This window comes from Actinospongiicola halichondriae, assembly GCF_049103745.1.
Classification (GTDB): Bacteria; Actinomycetota; Acidimicrobiia; order Acidimicrobiales; family Salinilacustritrichaceae; genus Salinilacustrithrix; species Salinilacustrithrix halichondriae.
Map to the genome: position 1 here is coordinate 1,845,001 of NZ_CP171622.1, position 19,268 is coordinate 1,864,268.

Annotated in this window: 18 protein-coding genes (1 of these 18 running past the window's edge); 3 read left to right on the top strand and 15 right to left on the bottom strand. The window is 68.8% G+C overall.

Going from position 1 to position 19,268, the window contains the following annotated elements; genetic code table 11:
* Positions 1-828, bottom strand: partial view of a tyrosine--tRNA ligase gene (gene tyrS, locus AB8619_RS09080; RefSeq protein WP_436796143.1) — the 5' portion only. It extends 447 nt beyond the left edge of the window; only the first 828 of its 1,275 coding nucleotides appear in the window; the start codon lies at positions 826-828; its stop codon lies off the left edge, out of view.
* A gap of 47 nt (positions 829-875) precedes the next feature.
* Between tyrS and AB8619_RS09085 the strand changes: the two genes are divergently transcribed.
* On the top strand, positions 876-1,457 hold the full coding sequence (locus tag AB8619_RS09085) for a hypothetical protein (RefSeq protein ID WP_436796144.1): 582 nt from the start codon (positions 876-878) through the stop codon (positions 1,455-1,457).
* A gap of 10 nt (positions 1,458-1,467) precedes the next feature.
* On the opposite strand, the gene rsgA is transcribed toward AB8619_RS09085, so the two are convergent.
* Together rsgA and AB8619_RS09095 are read right to left on the bottom strand one after the other, a co-directional pair.
* On the bottom strand, positions 1,468-2,427 hold the full coding sequence (gene rsgA / locus AB8619_RS09090; protein ID WP_436796145.1) for a ribosome small subunit-dependent GTPase A: 960 nt from the start codon (positions 2,425-2,427) through the stop codon (positions 1,468-1,470).
* Entirely contained in the window at positions 2,424-3,008 is a 585-nt protein-coding gene (locus AB8619_RS09095; RefSeq protein WP_436796146.1) for an NUDIX hydrolase, read from the bottom strand. Before AB8619_RS09095 ends, rsgA begins: the two co-directional genes overlap by 4 nt.
* 69 nt (positions 3,009-3,077) lie before the next feature.
* On the opposite strand from AB8619_RS09095, the gene AB8619_RS09100 reads away from it, so the two are divergent.
* Complete coding sequence (locus AB8619_RS09100) at positions 3,078-4,712, top strand: AAA family ATPase (RefSeq protein ID WP_436796147.1); 1,635 nt, start codon at positions 3,078-3,080, stop codon at positions 4,710-4,712.
* Between the two features lie 9 nt (positions 4,713-4,721).
* Here the strand turns inward: AB8619_RS09100 and AB8619_RS09105 are convergent, their stop codons facing one another.
* From AB8619_RS09105 to argC, 9 genes are all read right to left on the bottom strand, one after another.
* Entirely contained in the window at positions 4,722-5,309 is a 588-nt protein-coding gene (locus AB8619_RS09105; RefSeq protein WP_436796148.1) for a DNA-3-methyladenine glycosylase, read from the bottom strand.
* Positions 5,306-5,680: an acyl-CoA thioesterase gene (locus AB8619_RS09110; protein ID WP_436796149.1), complete on the bottom strand. Its 375-nt coding sequence runs from the start codon at positions 5,678-5,680 to the stop codon at positions 5,306-5,308. Before AB8619_RS09110 ends, AB8619_RS09105 begins: the two co-directional genes overlap by 4 nt.
* A complete protein-coding gene (argH, locus tag AB8619_RS09115) occupies positions 5,680-7,095 on the bottom strand; it encodes an argininosuccinate lyase (protein ID WP_436796150.1) in 1,416 nt (471 codons plus the stop codon). Before argH ends, AB8619_RS09110 begins: the two co-directional genes overlap by 1 nt.
* Positions 7,092-8,291, bottom strand: a complete 1,200-nt coding sequence (locus AB8619_RS09120; RefSeq protein WP_436796151.1) for an argininosuccinate synthase — start codon at positions 8,289-8,291, stop codon at positions 7,092-7,094. Before AB8619_RS09120 ends, argH begins: the two co-directional genes overlap by 4 nt.
* Before the next feature lie 86 nt (positions 8,292-8,377).
* Positions 8,378-8,848: an arginine repressor gene (argR, locus tag AB8619_RS09125; protein WP_436796152.1), complete on the bottom strand. Its 471-nt coding sequence runs from the start codon at positions 8,846-8,848 to the stop codon at positions 8,378-8,380.
* Positions 8,845-9,765 carry an ornithine carbamoyltransferase gene (gene argF, locus AB8619_RS09130; RefSeq protein ID WP_436796153.1) on the bottom strand — a complete coding sequence of 307 codons (921 nt, stop codon included), beginning with the start codon at positions 9,763-9,765 and terminating at the stop codon, positions 8,845-8,847. The genes argR and argF overlap by 4 nt, the downstream gene beginning before the upstream one ends.
* On the bottom strand, positions 9,765-10,964 hold the full coding sequence (locus AB8619_RS09135) for an acetylornithine/succinylornithine family transaminase (protein WP_436796154.1): 1,200 nt from the start codon (positions 10,962-10,964) through the stop codon (positions 9,765-9,767). Before AB8619_RS09135 ends, argF begins: the two co-directional genes overlap by 1 nt.
* On the bottom strand, positions 10,961-11,842 hold the full coding sequence (argB, locus tag AB8619_RS09140; protein WP_436796155.1) for an acetylglutamate kinase: 882 nt from the start codon (positions 11,840-11,842) through the stop codon (positions 10,961-10,963). Before argB ends, AB8619_RS09135 begins: the two co-directional genes overlap by 4 nt.
* The gene (gene argC / locus AB8619_RS09145) at positions 11,839-12,864 is read right to left on the bottom strand and encodes an N-acetyl-gamma-glutamyl-phosphate reductase (protein WP_436796156.1); all 1,026 of its coding nucleotides are present in this window, start codon (positions 12,862-12,864) and stop codon (positions 11,839-11,841) included. Before argC ends, argB begins: the two co-directional genes overlap by 4 nt.
* Positions 12,865-13,029: 165 nt before the next feature.
* Between argC and AB8619_RS09150 the strand changes: the two genes are divergently transcribed.
* On the top strand, positions 13,030-14,430 hold the full coding sequence (locus tag AB8619_RS09150) for a wax ester/triacylglycerol synthase domain-containing protein (RefSeq protein WP_436796157.1): 1,401 nt from the start codon (positions 13,030-13,032) through the stop codon (positions 14,428-14,430).
* 92 nt (positions 14,431-14,522) lie between these two features.
* On the opposite strand, the gene AB8619_RS09155 is transcribed toward AB8619_RS09150, so the two are convergent.
* The 3 genes from AB8619_RS09155 to pheS all read right to left on the bottom strand — a co-directional run bounded on the left by AB8619_RS09155 (position 14,523) and on the right by pheS (position 19,209).
* Complete coding sequence (locus AB8619_RS09155) at positions 14,523-15,746, bottom strand: cytochrome P450 (RefSeq protein ID WP_436796364.1); 1,224 nt, start codon at positions 15,744-15,746, stop codon at positions 14,523-14,525.
* 89 nt (positions 15,747-15,835) lie between these two features.
* The gene (gene pheT, locus AB8619_RS09160; RefSeq protein ID WP_436796158.1) at positions 15,836-18,199 is read right to left on the bottom strand and encodes a phenylalanine--tRNA ligase subunit beta; all 2,364 of its coding nucleotides are present in this window, start codon (positions 18,197-18,199) and stop codon (positions 15,836-15,838) included.
* 14 nt (positions 18,200-18,213) lie between these two features.
* The gene (gene pheS / locus AB8619_RS09165; RefSeq protein WP_436796365.1) at positions 18,214-19,209 is read right to left on the bottom strand and encodes a phenylalanine--tRNA ligase subunit alpha; all 996 of its coding nucleotides are present in this window, start codon (positions 19,207-19,209) and stop codon (positions 18,214-18,216) included.
* Positions 19,210-19,268: the final 59 nt, after the last annotated feature.

The window sequence follows — 19,268 nt, forward strand, 5'->3', positions numbered from 1 at the left end:
ACGGATCTCGTCCACGGGGAGCATGGTCAGTTGGAGCAGGAAGGGCTCGACATCGCGGTCGTCCACGTTCATCCAGTACTGGAAGAAGGCGTAGGGCGACGTCAGTGCGGCGTCGAGCCAGATGGCCCCACCCGCGGACTTCCCGAACTTGGCCCCGTCGGCGCGGGTCATGAGCGGCCACGTGAACGCGTGCACCGTGGCGTGCGACCGGCGGCGGACCATGTCGACGCCGGCGACGATGTTGCCCCACTGGTCGGAGCCGCCGATCTGCAGCTCGACACCGTCGGCGTCGTGCAGGTGCCAGTAGTCGTTGGCTTGCAGGAGCATGTAGCTGAACTCGGTGAACGAGATCCCGTGCTCGGACTCGACGCGGGCCTTGATCGACTCCTTGGCCAGCATCTGGTTGACGGTGACGTGCTTCCCCACGTCGCGGAGGAACTCGAGCACCCCCACGTCGGCGGTCCAGTCGCGGTTGTCGACGACGTCGGCGACCGACCCCACCACCGCCTCGACCTGGGCACGGATCCCGGCGACATTGGCCGCCAGGGTCTCGTCGTCGAGGAGGTTCCGCTCCTCCGATCGTCCGCCGGGGTCACCGACCATGCCGGTGGCGCCCCCGACGAGTGCGACCGGTTCGTGGCCGGCATCGGCGAAACGCCGCAACACGAGGAGCCCGATGAGATTGCCGACGTGGAGGCTCGGTGCCGTCGGGTCGCAGCCGTAGTAGAGGCGGAGCGGCCCGGCGTCGAGTCGTTCGGCGAGGGCGTCGAGGTCGGTGCTGTCGTGCACCAGACCCCGCGCCCGGAGGTCGTCGAGGAGCTCGCTCATGGCTGGCATTCTGGCGCGGCGACGACGCCATGGACGACCATCGCGTGGTGACCGATCTGGCTGATCCATCCGCAGACGGCTCCGGGGGCCAGCGCTCGCCCCGCCGCCGGTTCAGTCCCCGACGCTTCGGCGTCCTGGTCGTGATCCTCTCGTTCGTCGGCATCTGGGGCTACGTCATGTACCTCACGATCTTCGAGGGTCGTGCCGAACCGCGAGATCGCCTCGACGACACCGCCTGGGCGGCGACCGCCGAAGCCGTGTGCGCGAGGTCGACCCCGGTCTTCGAGGCGCTCCCCTTCGCCAGCGAGGTCGGTTCACCCGAGGAGCGCGCCGACATCCTCGATGCCGGCACCGAGGAACTCGAGACCATGATCGCCCGGCTCGAGTCGCTCGAGCCGCCCGCGACGCAGGACGAGGCCGCCGCGGTCGAGGCATGGCTCGCCGACTACCGGACGTTCGTCTCCGACCGACAGGCGTACGCGATCGCACAGCGAGATGCGTCGGACCCGCGTTACGACCAGGCCTTCAGCGTCACCGATCGCGAGGGCTACCAGATCGACGTCCTCATCGATGACTTCGCGCACGTCAATTACATGGACAGCTGCGAGACCCCCGACGACGTCGGGTAGCGGCGGTCGCCTATCGGCGACGGCGACGCTCGTGATCCGGCATCTGGGCCCATTCGGCCTCAGCGTGCATCGCTCCGTAGGCCTCGAGCCGGTCGGCGGCGAGGTCACCGGCGGCCACGGCGCCGACGACTGCGCACCCTGGCTCCTGGTCGTGTGAGCAGTCACTGAACCGACACTGGCTCGCGAGGTCGACGACGTCGGGGAACGCAGCGTCGACCGCGTCGGGATCGGCGTAGAGCCCCACGGCCCGGACGCCAGGGGTGTCGACCACCAGTCCCCCACCCTCGAGCAGGTGGAGTTCGCGTCGAGTCGTGGTGTGGCGACCCTTGGAGTCGGTCTCCCGCACGTCGCCGATCGCGGCGACCGAACCGTCGGCCAGCGCGTTGAGGAGACTGGACTTGCCGGCACCGGACTCCCCCAACAGGACCACCAACTGCCCACCGACACGGTGGCGCAACGAGTCGATCCCCGTCCCACGGTGCGACGAGACCACCACCACGTCGACGCCAGGGTTCTCGGCCGCGACCCGAGCCCGCTCGGCCTCGGGGTCGTCGTGCAGGTCGGCCTTGGTGAGGACGACGATGGGTTCCGCGTCGGCATCCCATGCCTGGATCACGGCCCGTTGGATGCGACCGGACTTCACCGGACGATCGAGACCGAGCACCACCAGGACGTGGTCGAGGTTCGCCGCCAGCACCTGCTCGCCCTCACCGACGGGATCGGCGCGACGGAGCGCGTTCCGGCGATCGAGCACCGCCGCAACCTCGTCGTCGACGGTGGTCACCCAGTCCCCCACAACCGGCGTGCCGACGCGGTCGGCGCGGGTCCGGAACGACTCGACCTCGGTCGACGATCGTGCGACCTGGACCCAGCCACGGTCCTGGCGGACGACGCGACCGGGCTGCCCGTCCGCCGCGCGGGCGAGATCCGCCCAGTCGGCGTCCCACCCGAGCACCGTCAGGTCGGTCATGCAGAGATCGAGGCGTGCAGCGCCAGTCCGTGGCGCACCATGCGGACGGTGCCCTCGTCGATGTCGTAGCCGTCGAGATCTCCGGGCGCGACCCAGCGGATCCCCTGCGACTCGTGGTTGCCCTCGGGGACGGCGCCCGGTGGAGCGACCACCAGGAACCGTGCGTCGAGATGCAGGTGAGGCCCGTCCGCAGGCGGGTCGACCTCGTGCACGTCGAGGTCGATCGCCACCGGGTGGATGCGCAGGCCGTCGATGCCCGTCTCCTCGGTGGCCTCCCGGAGCGCGACGGCAGCCAGGTTGGCATCGCCGTCGCAGTGGCCGCCGGGCTGGAGCCATCGCTGAAGCTTGGTGTGGAAGAGCAGGAGGACGTGCTCGCCGGCGGTGTCGACCACCAGGGCGGAGCCCGTGAGGTGCCCCTGCCGACACGATCGGTGGAGGGAGTCGTCGTGGGCTGCGACGAAGTCGAGGATCGCTTCGCGATGCCGCTCGGCGTCCGGATCGACGTCGGCCGAGCGGATGGCCTCGACCGCATCGGCCAGTGCGACGGACGACTCGAGATCCGGGTGGTCTGCTTCCTTCACTGCGCCGACCCTACGCCGCTCGCGGATACCCGTTTCGCCGCCCACTCGCCGGTGAGTAGACACACCGAGGTGGAGACCGCCGTCGACCTGGACTCCGAGCGCGCCGCGCTCGAGCGTTCGCGCGGCGCGGTCGAAGCCAAGCTCGAACGGCTGGCCGGGATCTCGGGCGGCGGCGCCGACGAACTGGCGGACGAGTACATCGACGCCGTCGTACGGGGCACGGTCGAGAAACTCCAGCAGGAGCTGGTCGTGTTCGGCCGTATCGACGACGACCACGTCTGGCGCGTCGGGCTCTACGGGATCGACGAGGGTGGCGAGCAACTCGTCGTCGACTGGCGTGCGCCGTTCGCCGGTGGCTTCTACCGGGCGCGGCTCGACGACCCGATGGGGCTGGAGCGACGCGTCACCTATGTGGGGTCGATCACCGACCTCTTCGTCGAGGACTTCGCCTCCGGCGAGATCCGCGGGACGTCTCCGCTGCTCGGAGAGCTCGCCCGGTCCCGTGGCACCGAGATGCGGACCGCCGTGGCGACGCTCCAGTCCGAACAGGACGAACTCGTCCGCCTGGACCCTGCGGCCCGCCTGGTGCTCCGCGGTGGACCGGGCACCGGCAAGACGGTCGTGGCGCTGCACCGGGCGGCGTGGCTGGTCTACAACGACAACCGGCTCACCGCCGGCAACATCCTGGTCGTCGGCCCCAGTGACAAGTTCCTCCGCTTCGTCTCGGCGGTGCTCCCGACCCTCGGCGAGGCCCGCATCACCCAGACGACGTTCGACCGTCTGCTCGGACCGTCGAACGCCGCCGGGAGCGACGAGCGTTGGCTCGACGTCCTCGATCGGCTCGAGCTGAGGCTGGTGTCGCCGGCGGCGATCCGGGTCGAGGGCGCGCCGATGGCTGCGGCGGACATCGCCGAACTGGCCGAGCGCATCCTTGCCAGGACCCTGCCCTGGCGCGACAAGCGCAAGGTCTTCGTCGACGTCCTGGCCAACCGCCTCGACCGCAAGCCTGCCGCCATCCGGGAGGCGATCAAGGACATCTGGCCTGCATGGACCACCACGCAGGTGTTGAAGAAGCTCCGGAGTCGGACCTTCCTCGCCGACCTGGGCACGCCGCCGGATCTGATCGAGGCCTGGCTCGCGGCCGACGTCGACGGTGCGCTGGCCGACGAGGTTCGGTCGCGCGTCGAGGGGATCCCGGTGTCGTACGGCCACGTCATCGTCGACGAGGCCCAGGACCTGACGATGCTCCAACTCCGGGCGGTGCAGCGACGGAGCACGGGGCTCACGTTCGTGGGCGACGACGCCCAGCGCTCGAACCCGCTCGGCATCGGCCTCCGGGGCATCGCCGAGCGACTGGAGGTCGACACGGCGGTGATGGCCACCGCCTACCGGATGTCGGCCGAGATCGCCGACTGGCTGAACGCCCACGCCCGGGCCAGCGGGATCGATGCCGTCGAGTTGATCGGCATCCGACCCACCGGTGTCGACGTGATCGAGGTCGACCGCCGTGACCGGTCGATCGCCGACATCGCGCGGGAGCAGGCGAGTCGACTCGAGAACACCGCCGTGATCACCGCCGACGACACCTGGATCCACAAAGGCGTCGAGTACGACGGGGTCGTGGTCGACACCGAGGGGATGACGGGGGCAGAGGTCTACCTGGCCGCCTCGCGAGCGGCGCACGAACTCGTCGTCGTGCGCTGAACCACGGCGTCAGCGTCGCGAGACGTTGGGGTCACCGTCGAGATACCAACGCCAGGGCTCATCGACCGCCACGCTGATGCCGACACGCGTGGTCTGCACGATCGATCCGACGGGCGCTTCGTCGTCGACGACGTACAGGTGCTCGTCGGCCGTCAGGTCGACCCCGTCGTGCGCTCCGTCGATGGCCATCGCCTGCGTGAGCTTTCCGGGCCCGGAGCAGAGATCGCGGTCGCGGCGAGCTGGGGCGCCACGTGACACGTACATGGCGTCCACCCCCTCGATCGGCGCGAGCGCCCGGATCAGTACCGCCACCCCGTGGCCCTCGGCGCCGCAGACGACGTTGGCGCACCAGTGGACGCCGTAGCTGAAGTACACGTAGAGGAGACCGCCCGGGCCGAACATGGTCTCGTTGCGAGGCGTGCGTCCGCGGAATGTGTGGGCCGCGGCATCCTGGTCGCCGCAGTAGGCCTCGACCTCGACGATGCGGCCGACGCGCCGGTCCCCCGGACGATCGTGGACGAGGGACATCCCGAGCAGGTCGGGTCCGACGTCCCGCGGATCGCGGGCGAAGAACGTCCGGTCGAGACGCCCGCTCACACGCCTTCGACGGCGGATCGGAACTCGTCGGGGACCCGGACCGTCTGCGTGGTCCCGGTGGTGACCGCGACGTAGGTGATCGTGGCCGAGAAGACCGGTTCGCCGTCGCGAGACCCGTCGAAGGTCACGTCGAACGACGTGTTGCCCCATCGGGACACCGACGGCTCGATGGTCACCTCGTCGCCGACGGTGGCCGACGTCGTCCAGGTGACGGTCGCGGTCTTCACCATCACGTCCCAGTCGCCCGCGCCCATCCCGGCCAGACGGAAGTACCGGTCGGCGACCTCGTCACACCAGGCCAGGTACACCGAGTTGTGCACGACACGTTGCATGTCGCACTCGTAGTACCGGACGCGGATGATCTCCCGCATCAGCCGGACAGATCCGCGATCCGCTGCTCGTCATGGGCGAGCTGTCCGCGGAACCGACCCAGCTGGTGCGTGACCGCGTCGGGACCAGCACCGCCCCGCGTGGTGCGTTGGGTCACCGGCACCCCGGGTGCGAGGAGCTTCGCCGCGTCGGGACCGAGTTGGTCGTGCGCGGTGACCAGCTCCTCGAGCGACTCCGGGCCAGCCAGCGCGTCGCGTACCAGTCCCCCGACGATGGCGTGTGCGTCGCGGAAGGGCGTACCGGCCCGTACCAGGAACTCGGCCAGGTCGGTGGCCGCTGCACCGGGCGCGTCGGCAGCCGCAGCCATCGCATCGGCGTTCACGGCCATCGTGGCGTACATCCCGGCTGTCGCCCGAAGCGCGAGGCGGACCTGGTCGACCGCGTCGAACAGCGGCTCCTTGTCCTCCTGGAGGTCGCGGTTGTAGGCGAGCGGGAGGCTCTTCAGGGTGGCCAGCAACCCGGTGAGGTTGCCGATGACCCGGCCCGCCTTGCCCCGCGCCAGTTCGGCGATGTCCGGGTTCTTCTTCTGCGGGAGCATCGACGAACCGGTCGAGTAGGCGTCGTCGAGTCGGACGAAGCCGAACTCGTCGCTGCTCCACAGGACGATCTCCTCGCCCATACGCGAGAGATGGATGCCGATCATGGTGACGGCGAAGAGCGACTCGGCAACGAAGTCACGGTCACTGACCGCGTCGAGGCTGTTGTCGAAGGCGCGGGCGAACCCGAGGTCGAGGGCGACCGATTCGGGATCGAGCGGCAGGCTGCTTCCCGCCAGTGCACCGGCGCCGAGCGGCGACACGTCGAGACGACGGTGCGCGTCGAGGAGACGGTCGACGTCGCGGGCCAACGACCAGGCATGCGCCAGGAAATGATGGCTGAGCAAGACCGGCTGTGCCCGCTGGAGATGGGTGTACCCCGGCAGGTAGGTGTCGCCGGCGGCTTCGGCTCGCTCGAGCAACACGTGCTGGAACGCCACGACGTCGAGTGCGGTCGCGACGAGTTCCCGCTTGCACCACAGGCGGAGGTCGGTCGCGACCTGGTCGTTGCGACTGCGGCCGGTGTGGATCTTCGCGCCGGCCGATCCGGCGAGTTCGGTGACCCGCCGCTCGACTGCCGTGTGGATGTCCTCGTCGGACTCGAGGAACCGGAACGTCCCGTCGACCAGTTCGGTCTCGACCGCATCGAGGGCTGCCAGCACGGCCGTGACCTCGTCGTCAGCGAGGATGCCCACGCGGCCGAGGCCGCGGACATGGGCACGGCTGCCGGCGATGTCGTCAGGGAACAGTCGCTGATCGAACCCGAGGCTGACCGTGTAGGCGAGGAGGTCCTCGGCCGGTCCGGATTCGAACCGGCCGTGCCACAGGGTCGAGCCCGACGGCTCGTCCTCGTTGCTCACGAGCGCGACCCGGGGCCCTGGCGTTGCGACCAGGTCTCGAGACCGAGTCCCCACAGCCGGACGAATCCGGCGGAGTCCTCGTGACGGAAGCTGTCCTCGGCGTCGTAGGTGGCCAGGCCGTAGTCGTAGAGGCTCGTATCGGAGCGCCGACCCTCGACCTCACACTTGTTGGGCTCGAGGTGGAGCCGGACGTCGCCGGTCACGTGCTTCTGCGACTCGGCGATGAAGGCATCGAGTGCCTCGCGCAGCGGCGAGAACCACAGGCCGTCGTAGACCAACTCGGCGTAGCGGGACTCGAGGCGGTACTTCTCACGCTGGAGGTCGCGCTCGAGGCAGATCGACTCGAGGTCGATGTGTGCCTTGATGAGCGCCAGGCTCGCTGGGCATTCGTAGGTCTCGCGGCTCTTGATGCCGACGCGCCGGTTCTCGACCATGTCGATCCGACCCCAGCCGTACGAGCCCACGATGGTGTTGACCTCGTCGATGACCTCGGCCGGCGTCTTGGCGACTCCGTCGATGCTGACGGGCATGCCTTCCTCGAACCCGATCTCGAGATCCCGCGGCTCGGTCGCCGTCTGCTTCGTGAGCAACCACACGCCCTGCGGCGGCGTGGCCCAGGGATCCTCCATCTCGCCACACTCGATCGCACGACCCATCAGGTTGTCGTCGATCGAGTACACCTTCTCCTTGGTCGCCTGGATCGGGATGTCGTGGTCGTAGGCGTAGAGGATCGACTCCTCGCGGGTCATTCCCCAGTGACGGACCGGCGCCAGGATGTCGAGATCCGGCGCGAGCGCCCTGGTCGACACCTCGAAGCGGACCTGGTCGTTGCCCTTGCCCGTGCAGCCGTGACCGACCGCGTCGGCACCGTGCTCACGAGCGGCTTCGACCAGATGCTTGACGATCACCGGCCGACTCAGGGCCGAGACCAGCGGGTAGCGGTTCTCGTACATGGCGTTGGCGCGCAACGCAGGCATGCAGAAGTCCCGGGCGAACTCCTCACGGGCATCGACGACGATCGCCTCGACGGCACCGGCCGCCAGCGCGCGCTCCTTGACGACGTTCCAGTCGTCGGAGGCCTGGCCGACGTCGACCGCCAGGGCGATGACCTCGACTCCTTCGTTCTCGATCAGCCATCGGACGGCGACCGACGTGTCGAGACCGCCGCTGTAGGCGAGGACGACTCGCTTGGCCATGGTGGGGAACTCCTTGCAATCTGGTTCTGGTGAACGAATGAGGCGCTCTGGTGACGTGTTTGTTCACCAGAACGAGGGATTGTGGTCTACAGGCCGGCCAAGTCGGAGATGCGGTGGGCGACGGACTGGCCGGTGGTGGACTCGGCGGCGACGAGCATGAGGGTGTCGTCGCCGGCGACGGTACCGAGGACCTCGGGGAGACCGGCGCGATCGAGCGCGGACCCGACGACATGAGCCGAGCCCGGCGGGGTGCGGAGCACGACGATGTTGTGCGAGTGCGAGACCTCGACCACCCACTCGGAACAGACGCGGCGAAGGTGCTCCTCGGGAGCGACCGCGTCCTTGGGCAGCGCCGGAACGGCGTAGACCGTCTCGCCGCCGGGAACCCGGACCTTGACGGCTCCGAGATCCTCGAGGTCACGCGACACGGTCGCCTGGGTGGCGACCACGCCGTCGGCGGCCAGGAGCTCGACCAGGCGTTCCTGCGTCGGGACGACGTTGTCCTCGAGGATGCGTTGGATCCGGTGTTGCCGCTGAGGCTTGGTGAGCCGACTCACAGCGAGCCGACCTCGTGCAGCCAACGGAACAACCCGATCTTGGCGTACATCCGGTTGTGCGCCTGGGCGATCATCCGCGACTGGGCGCCATCGGCCACCGATGCCGAGACCTCTTCACCACGATGGGCCGGGAGGCAGTGCATGAAGATCGCCGTTTCGGGCGCCGCGGCCATCACGTCGTCGTCGACCTGGAAGCCCTCGAACGCCTGATGCCTCGCCTGCGCCTCGGCCTCCTGCCCCATGGACGCCCACACGTCGGTGTGCACCGCATCGGAACCCTCGGCGGCCTCGGCCGCTCGATCGGAGACGAACACGTGGTCGAGGCCGGCGAGGCGGAGTCGGTCGAGGTCTTCCTCCGTCGGCCCGTACCCGTTGGGGCAACCCAAGCGCACCGACATCCCGCTCATCGCCGCGCCGAGGGCGAGGCTGCGGGCGACGTTGTTGTAGTCACCGATCCAGGTGACCGTCCGACCCGACAGGCTCCCCCACTCCTGCTGCATGGTGCGCAGGTCGGCGAGCGCCTGGCACGGGTGGCCGAGGTCGGAGAGGAGGTTCACGACCGGGACCGTCGCGACCGATGCCAGCTCTTCGAGGAGCGCGTGGTCGAAGACCCGGGCGCCGAGGAGGGAGTGGTAGCCCGAGAGCACCTTGGCCACGTCGAGCGCGGGCTCACGAGTCCCGATGCTGACCTCGTCGGCGCTGAAGGTCACCGGATGTCCGCCGAGCCTGACGGTGGCCGCCTCGGCCGAGTGCCGGGTCCGAAGGCTGGGCTTCTCGAAGTAGAACGCGACCGTCCGGTGATCGAGGATGTCGGGACCGTCGTCGCCGGTCGCCATCGATGTCGAGAGTTCGAGCACCCGAGCCAACTCGCCGGGCGAGAGGTCGTCGATCTCGAGGAAGTGCCGCAGCGTCTGCATCACGACACCGCCGCCGTGATCATGGCGACCGCTTCGTCGATCTCGGCATCGGACACGTTGAGCGGCGGGGCGAGGCGGAGCGCCGTGGGCGTCACGGCGTTGACCACCAACCCGTCGTCGAGCAGACGAGCGGCCACAGCCTTGGCGTCGCGGTCGACGAGCTCGACGCCGAGCAGGAGACCGAGCCCGCGGATGGCGCCGACGGCGTCGAGCGGCTCGAGGCCCGTCCGGATCCGTTCGCCGGCGGCGACGGCGAGCGCGGGGGCGTCGATGCGCCGCATCTCGGCGAGGACGGCCCGGGCAGCGGCGGTGACCAGCGGCTGTCCACCGAAGGTCGTTGCGTGGTCGCCGGGCTCGAAGGCGCCAGCGACCTCTCGCTTCGCCACGCAGGCACCGATCGGCACGCCGTTGCCGAGCGCCTTCGCCATGGTGACGACATCGGGCTGTACGCCGAAGTGCTGGAACCCGAACCACTCCCCCGTCCGGCCGAGACCGGTCTGGACCTCGTCGACCATGAACAGGATCCCCCGCTCGGCGCACAGCGCCTCGACCCCGCGGAAGAACTCGGCGGTCGCCGGGTTGACGCCGCCCTCGCCCTGGACCGGTTCGAGGAGCACCGCGGCCACCGTGGCGTCGAGCGCCGACTCCAGTTCGGTGAGGTCGGCCCACGGCACGTGCCGGAACCCCTCGGGCAGCGGTTGGAACGCCTCCCACTTCTGGGGTTGGCCGGTGGCGTGCAGCGTCGACAGGGTGCGGCCGTGGAAGCTGGCGTAGGCCGAGACGACGGTGTGGCGGCCACGGCCGCCGAACTTCCGAGCCAGCTTGATCGCAGCCTCGTTGGCCTCGGCGCCCGAGTTGCAGAAGAAGGTCTGATAGGTCGACGACTGCGGATTACCGGTCCGCATCAGCTCGTCGAGGCTGACGGCGACCTCCCACCCGGGCTCGGTGCCGAACAGATTCGAGACGTGCAGCAGCGTGTTCGCCTGCGCCGACAGCGCCTCGGCGACGGCGGGATGGGCATGTCCCAGCGAGGTCACGGCCAGCCCGGAGAGGAAGTCGAGGTAGCGCTTCCCGTCGCCGTCCCAGAGCTCACTCCCCGACCCGCGGACAAATCGGACCGCGGGCGGCCCGTACGTCGGCATCAGTGGACAGACGTCGAGCGCAGCAGGTGCGCCCATCGCCGTTGCGTGCGTGCTCATGTCGCCCCCGTGTTCGCGAACCTGGTGATCATCGTGCCGACGCCCTCGTCGGAGAAGAGTTCGAGCAGTACGACGTGCTCGACCCGGCCGTCGACCAGGTGGGCCGAAGGCACGCCCTGTTCGACGGCGGCGACGGCCGCGTCGATCTTCGGGATCATGCCGCCGGCGAGCTCGCCGGTGCTGACCTTGGTGCGCAGCTCGGCCGCAGTCGTCTCGCTGACCAGGGTCGACGGATCGTCGACGTTCTCCAACAGGCCCGGCACATCGGTCAGGTAGATGACCTTCTCGGCCTCGAGCGCCACGGCGAGCGCGCCGGCCACCGTGTCGGCGTTGATGTTGTACGCCTGACCGTCGGCCGAACCGCCGATGGTCGACACCACCGGGATGAGGTCCTCGGCCAGGAGTTGGTGGAGGATCGTCGGGTTCACCGACTCGACGTCGCCGACGAATCCCAGGTCGGGGTTGCGGGCGACCGACGTGATCAACCCACCGTCCTCGCCTGACAGGCCCACGGCCAGTGGCCCGTGGGTGTTGATGGCACCGACGATGTCGCGGTTGACCTTCCCGACGAGGACCATGCGTGCGACGTCGAGCGTGTCGGCATCGGTGACGCGCAGCCCGTCCTTGAAGTGCGACTCGATCCCCAGGCGCCCGAGCAGATCACCGATCTGCGGACCACCGCCGTGCACGACGACCGGTCGGATGCCGACCGCTCGCAGGAGCACCATGTCGTCGGCGAACGACGACGCCAGTGCCGGGTCGACCATCGCGTTGCCGCCGTACTTGACGACCACGACCTTCTGCCGGAACCGCTGGATGTAGGGCAGCGCCTCGAGGAGCATCTCCGCCCGGTGGGAGCTTGCGGTGTTCGAGGTCATGGCATGAGCCCCACGAGCGGGAGTCCGGTCGTCTCCGGGATCCCGGCGAGGATGTTGGCGCACTGGATGGCCTGGCCCGACGTGCCCTTCACGAGGTTGTCGATGGCCGACAGCAGGAGGACGAAGCCGGTCCGCTCGTCGAAGCGCGCCGTGAGGTGCGCCGTGTTCGATCCCTGAGCAGCCTTGGTCGACGGGATCCGTTCGTCGACGACCATGAACGGCTCGCCGGCATAGGTGTCGTGGAGACAGGCCAGCAGCGCCTCGGTCGACGTGTCGCCCACGGGCCGGGCGTATGCCGTGGTGAAGATCCCGCGGTTCATGGGTGCGAGATGCGGCGTGAACAGCACCTCGGCTCCCGTCGCCTGCTCGATCTCCGGCGTGTGCCGGTGGTTGAGCAACCCGTAGGCGGTGTAGTTCTCGTCGGCCGCACAGAACGTGGTGTGTTCCTTCGGTGGCCGCCCGGCACCGCTGAGACCCGTCGCCGAGTTCACGATGACGTTGGTCGTGTCGATGAGGCCGGCGCGGACGAATGGGGCGATGGCCAGCGCAGCGCCGGTCGGATAGCAGCCCGCCACGGCGACGAGGTCGGTCGCGGCGATCTGTTCGCGGAACAGCTCGGGGATGCCGTACGCCGCGTCGACGAGCAGTTCGGGGGCAGGGTGCTCCGAGCCGTACCACTGCGGGTACAGCGACGGATCCTTCAGTCGGAAGTCGGACGCCGCATCGACGATCCACTTCACCTGACCACGCAACTCGGGCACGATCGACTGGCTCAGACCGTGCGGCAGTCCGAGGAAGACCAGATCGAGGCCGGCGCAGTCCGCGGCCCCGGCGGCGGTGAATCGGAGATCGGGATACGCGGCGGCGAGGCCCGGATACAGGTCGGCCACCGCCGTGCCGGCCTGGCTGTCGGCACCAGCCAGACGGACCTCGAAGTCCGGGTGGACCGCGAGGAGCCGTAGGAGTTCGGAGCCAGCGAACCCCGAGGCTCCGAGGATGCCGACGCTGATGGTGTTGGCCATGGCGGGGCAGCCTACCGCACGTCCTGCATGACTATGCAATGCATTGGATATGGGCGGGCGACGACGCCCACCGTACCCGCCAGCCCGGGGGCGGACGACCGCGCGGGAGGCCGGAAGACCCGTCGCCGAGATCTGACACCGCGTCAGGGATAGCGTGAGCCGCCGATGGGGGAAGATCGATCGGCGCCGCTGCACACGCCCGAACCGCTGAGTGGGTACGACACCACCTACTTCCACTTCGGCGACGAGTCGCCCATGCACACGTTGAAGTGCCTCGTGCTCGACCCCACGCGACGCGGAAGGGCGATCACCCTCGACGACGTCCGCACGGCGATGGCGCCCCGCCTCGCACTCCACCCTCGAGCCCGCCAGCGAGCGGTGCGCTCGGCGAGCCTCCCTGGCCGGTACGCCTGGTACGACGATCCGGACTTCGAACTCGACCGCCACCTGGGCGAGGCGACCATCGACGGCACCGCCGCGCTCGACGGTCTCTGCGGCCACCTGGCGACCGAACAACTCCCCCTCGACTGCCCGCTCTGGCACGCGACGCTCGTCCACGGACTCGACGATGGCCGGCAAGCCCTCGTCTTCCGGATCCACCACGCCGTCATGGACGGGGTCGGGGCCGCGAACACGCTGCGCTTCTTCACGACCGAGAAGCCGGGCGAGCCCATCCCGACCGTCGACGTCGACGAGTGGCGCCCACCGCCCATCCCGGACGAACGGGCCCTCCGCCGCAAGGCGCTGGCCGCGATCCCGGGATGGGGGCGCGGACTCGCCACCTATGTCTCGGAGACCGTCGCGAGCCGTGAGGAGCGTCGCAACGACGCCAGGTTGATCCGCAGCCGAGACGATCTGATCGGACTGAAGTCCGAGGCCACCTACGGATGGACCGGGGCTCGCTTCGGCGGCGGGCGTCTGTGTGCGCGGGGTTCGCTCGCGTTCGATCGATTCCGAGTGGTCAAGGAGAAGCACGGCGTCACCGTCAACGACGTCCTCGTCGCCGTGGTCGGCGAGGCGGTGGCTGCCGAGGCCGTCGATCGCGGTCAGGAACGGGACGACGACGAACTCGCGATGTTCTCGATCGCGCTCGACACCGATCCCGATCGGCTGTGCGGGAACGAGATCATGGCGATCTCGGTTCCGATGCACACCAAGGGCGACGACGTCGCCGAGCGACTCGCGCGGATCGCCCGCACGAACCGCGACCAGATCGACCTCACCCGCCGTCAGCAGGACCGACGGTCGGTGCGGATCACCGACCTGTGGGCCCGCAGCTTCGCCCTCGGCGCCCGCATGTTCGCCTATCGCATCCCGACGATGGTCGCGAACGTCGTCATGGCCAACGTCCCCGGATCACCGACCACTCGTTGGATCGGCGACGTCGAGGTCGTCGACTTCGTGTCGTACGCGGTCCTCGTGCAGCCGATCGGCGTCAACGTCACCGTCTACAGCTACGACGGACGGATGAATATCGGGCTCCTGACGGCACCCGAGGTCATCGACGACCCCCACCGACTGCTCCGGCGGATGGACGAGGCCCTCGATCGCTTCGCCAACTCCTGACCGCCACCACCACCCACATCTCGTTCTGGGTGCGCGAACTGCCACTGGAGATCCCGATCGTGCACCCAGAAGCGGAGGGGGTCAGGAGGGGGTCAGGTGGGGGTGAACCGGACCGGAAGCGACTCGAAGCCACTGATGAAGCTCGATGCTCGTCGCGGGGTCGGGCCGTCACCGAGCTCGACGTCGGGCAGGCGGTCGAGGAGACGGTCGAAGAAGACCGACAGTTCGAGTCGGGCCAGGGCGTTGCCCAGGCAGAAGTGATGCCCGAAGCCGAACGCGATGTGGTGGTTCGGATCGCGACGGATGTCGAAGCGGAACGGGTCATCGAAGTGCGCGGCGTCGCGGTTCGCCGACGGGTAGTAGAGGAGGACGTCGTCGCCCTCGCGCAGCGACTGTCCACCGAAGTCGGTGTCGGCCACCACGCGGCGGCTCATGGTCTTGATCGGCGACACCCACCGCAGCATCTCCTCGACCGCGCCCGGGAGCAACGAACGATCCGCCGCCAGTGCGTCGCGCTGCGACACATCGGACAGGAGCGCATGGAGGCCCCCACTCAGGACGTGACGGGTCGTCTCGTCGCCCCCGATGAGGATGAGGAGCGACTCCCAGATCAGCGACTCCTCGTCGAGCATCGTGGGCCCCGAACCGTCGTCGATCTCGGCATCGACGAGGACCGACACCAGATCGTCGCCCCGGACCCGTCGCCGCTCCTCGATCACCGCCGACTGATACGCCCAGTACTGGCCGAAGGCATCACCCGCGCGGTCGAGGGCATCGAGGTCGCCCGACGTCCCCTCCAACAGGATCTCGCTCCACTCCAGGAGTTGCATCCGGTCGGCCGGCGCCACACCCAACATGTCGCCGATCACGATGAGCGGCAGGTGTCGGGCCACGTCGTTGACGAAGTCGCACTCACCCTTCGCCGCCACGGCGTCGATCAGCGCATCGCAGATCTCGACCAGGTCATCGCTCTTGTCGCGGACCCGCTTGGGGGTGAATCCCTTCGACACCAGCATCCGCCGACGCTTGTGCTCGGGGTCGTCCATCGAGATCATCATCGGCACGCCGAAGCCACCGGGGCGGATGTTGAAGGCGTTCGAGAAACGCGTGGAGTCCTTGGACACCGCCATGACGTCGTCGTAGGTGGTGATGGCCCAACAGTCCGACCACGGGTCGTGATACACGGGTGCGTTCTCGCGCATCCACGTCAGGCCTTCGTGCAGGTCGTCGGCGTACCACGCACCGTCGAGCAGGTCGATGTCGTCGCGGAGCGGATGCGTCCCGCGGGGCTCGTGCCGCTCGCCCCGCGATCGGATCTTCTCCTCGGTGAGAGCTTGCAGACGCTCGGTGTTGCTGGTCACAGCCGCACCGTATCGCGATCTGACGGTGTGTCAGATACGGGTCACTACCCGCGCAACTCGGCCGGATGCGCCGACTGCACGGCCTCGATGATCGCCGTCCGCACCTCGCCGACCTCGCTGTCGGTGAGCGTCCGGTCGGTCGCCTGGAGCCGGATCCGGTACGTCAGCGATCGCGCCCCGTCGGCGACGCCGTCGCCCCGGTAGACGTCGAAGAGGCGGACATAGCCGAGCAGCTCCCCTGCCGAGGCACCGATGGTGTCGGCGATCGCGGTCGCCGAGGCTCCCTCGACGACCTCGAACGCGAGGTCGATGTCGGACGAGGGAAATCGACTGACGGGTTCGTAGACCGGGGCACCGTGGGGATGCGACAGGAAGCGTTCGACGTCGATCTCGATCCAGGCAGCACGGAACGAGATGTCGTAGGCAGCGAGGACGTCGGGGTCGACCTCGCCGATCGAACCGACCACCTCGCCCTCGACCCGGGCCACACCAGAACGTGTCGGATGCATGGCCGGCATCTCGGCGTTGGCCACGTCGTAGCCGGGAACGGCCAGTCCGTCGCACACCGTCCGCCAGATGGCGACCGCGTCGTTGGCGTCGGCACCGACCACGATCGCTGCGAACACCTCGCGCTCGTCGGGGAGTTCGGCATCGGGGTCGGCCGGGCGGCGGAACACGTGGCCGATCTCGAACAGTGCGATGCCCTCGTTGCGATGGCTGACGTTGTGACGGACGGCCTTCAGGAGCCCGGGCAACAGCGACGTGCGCAGGACCGACTCCTCGGCCACCAGCGGGTTGGTGATCGAGATGCCGTCCCCGGGGAGACCCGCGCGCTCGAGGTCACCGGGTGCGAGAAACGGCATGGGCGTGGCTTCGGAGCATCCCAGGCCGGTGAGGATCGCCCGGAGTGCTCGACGTTCCTTCTGGCGGGCGGTCAGGCCCCCGGACAGGGTGGAGACCGGCATCGTCTTGCCGAGGCGGCTGTAGCCGTACATGCGGCCGACCTCCTCGACGACGTCGATCTCGGTGTCCGAGTCGAGTCGGTACGACGGCAGGCTCACCCGGAGCGAGTCGCCCTCGACCTCGGTGGTGAAGCCGATCGGATCGAGCAGCGCCTTCATCTCGTCGGGCGTGAGGTCGGCGCCGAGCATCGCGTTCACTCGCTCCGGCCGCACCGCGATCGGGCTGCGATCGGGAAGCGCGCCGGTCACATCGACCATGCCGTCGGCAACGGTGCCTGCGGCATCGCCCAACAACTCGATGAACCGGTCGTGCGCCAACGCCATGTCCTCGAAGTCGCAGCCGCGCTCGAAACGGGCCGAGGCCTCCGAGCGAAGACCGAGGCGACGAGCGGTCCGGGCGACCGGCATCCGTTCGAACCACGCCATCTCGACGACGACGTCCGTGGTGGTCTCGGAGATCTCGGTGTCGGCACCACCCATGATCCCGGCCAGACCGATGGGCGAGTCGTCGCCGTCGCAGATCAACAGATCGGCGTCGCTGAGCGTCCGCTCGACGTCGTCGAGCGTGGTGAGGGTCTCCCCCTCCGCGGCCCGACGAACACGGAACGAGCGGCCGGCGAGCGTCGCCAGGTCATAGGGGTGCGACGGACGACCGAGCTCGAGCATCACGTAGTTCGAGACGTCGACGATGTTGTTGATCGGACGCATGCCGAGCAACGTCAGGCGGTTGGCGATCTTCGGGTCCGACGGACGGACCGTGACCCCTTCGAGGACCCGGGCGGTGAACCGTCCGCAGCGCTCGGGGTCGTCGATCTCCACGGAGACGAGGTCGGCCGCCTTGTGCGGCCCGGAGGGCACGGTGGGCGACGGCAAGGTGAACGGCAGGCCCAGCCGCGCCGCCAGGTCACGGGCGACGCCCGCGACCGACATGGCGTCGGGACGGTTGGGGTTGATCTCGAGGTCGTAGAGCACGTCGGCTTCGATGCCGAGTGCCTCGGTGAGGGGCACCCCGGGGGTCAGACTCTCGGGGAGGACGAGGATGCCGCTCGGTTCGCCGGGCAGGTTCAGCTCCGACGGGCTGCACAGCATGCCGTTGGACCATTCGCCGCGGAGCTTGCGGCGGCCGATCTCCATGCCGTTGGGCATGGTCGTGCCGATCGTGGCCAACGGGACCAGGTCGCCCACGGCCATGTTGAAGGCGCCACAGGCGATCTGGAGTGGCTGGCCGTCACCGGCGTCGACATCGACGAGTTGGACCCGGTCGGCATCGGGATGGACTCGTAGGTCGAGGACCCGCGCGACGACGATGCCGTCGAGGCCTTCGCCGAGGACGTCCATCTCCTCGACGGCCATACCGAGATCGCCCATGACGAGTCCGAGTTCGCTCGGATCCATCGAATCGGGGATCGGCGTGAACTCCCGCAACCAGGAGAGGAGGACCTTCATCAGAACTGCAGCTCCTAGAACTGGCGGAGGAAACGCACGTCGTTGGTGATCAGCTCGCGCAGGTCGTCGACGCCGGCCTTGGTGATCGCGAGCCGCTCGATCCCGAAGCCGAACGCGAAGCCCGAGAACTCCTCGGGGTCGATGCCGCAGTTGCGCAGGACGTTGGGGTGCACCATGCCGCAGCCGCCGAGTTCGAGGAAGGTCCCGTCAGGCCGGATGATGTCGAACTCGGCCGATGGCTCGGTGAACGGGAAGTAGGACGGGCGCAGGCGTGACGAGAACTCGCCGCCGAAGTAGGCCTTGGTGAACCGGTCGATCGTGCCGGCCAGATCGGTCAACGAGATGCCACGGTCGATCACCAGACCTTCGATCTGGTGGAAGACCGGGAGGTGGGTGGCGTCGGCGGTGTCCTGCCGGAAGGTCCGGCCCGGCATGATCGAGTAGATCGGCGGGGGCTGTTCCTGCATGACCCGGACCTGGACCGGCGACGTGTGGGTGCGCAGCAACGTCTTGCCCGGCGCACCGAAGTCGACGTAGAGCGTGTCGTACATGTCGCGGGCGGGATGCCCTTCCGGGAAGTTCAGCGCCTCGAAGTTGTAGAAGTCGGTCTCGACCTCGGGCCCCTCGGCGACGGTGAACCCCAGTCCGGTGAAGACGTCCTCGAGCTCCATCGTCGCCTGGGTGACGAGGTGGAGGTGACCGCGCTGCGACTCGGCCAGGACCTCGGTGAGGTCGAGGCGTTCGGCCTCGAGCTGGTCGGCACGAGCCGCTCGTTCGAGCGTGTGACGGCGGTCGTCGGCCACCCCCGAGAGTTCGGCGATCGCGTCGTTGACCGCCTGGCCGACGGACTTGCGTTCGTCGGGTTCGAGGCGACCCAGCTGCTTCTTGAACGCCTTGAGCGAGCCCTTCTTGCCGAGGGTCGTGCGCGACACCTCGTCGAGCTCGTCGACCGAGGTCGCGGACTCGATACGGGCTCGCGCCTGGGTCGTGATGCGGGAGAGCTCGTCGATCATGGTGCGACAAACCCTGCCCGACGACCGACCCCGAGGACCAAACGCATTCCTGGCGG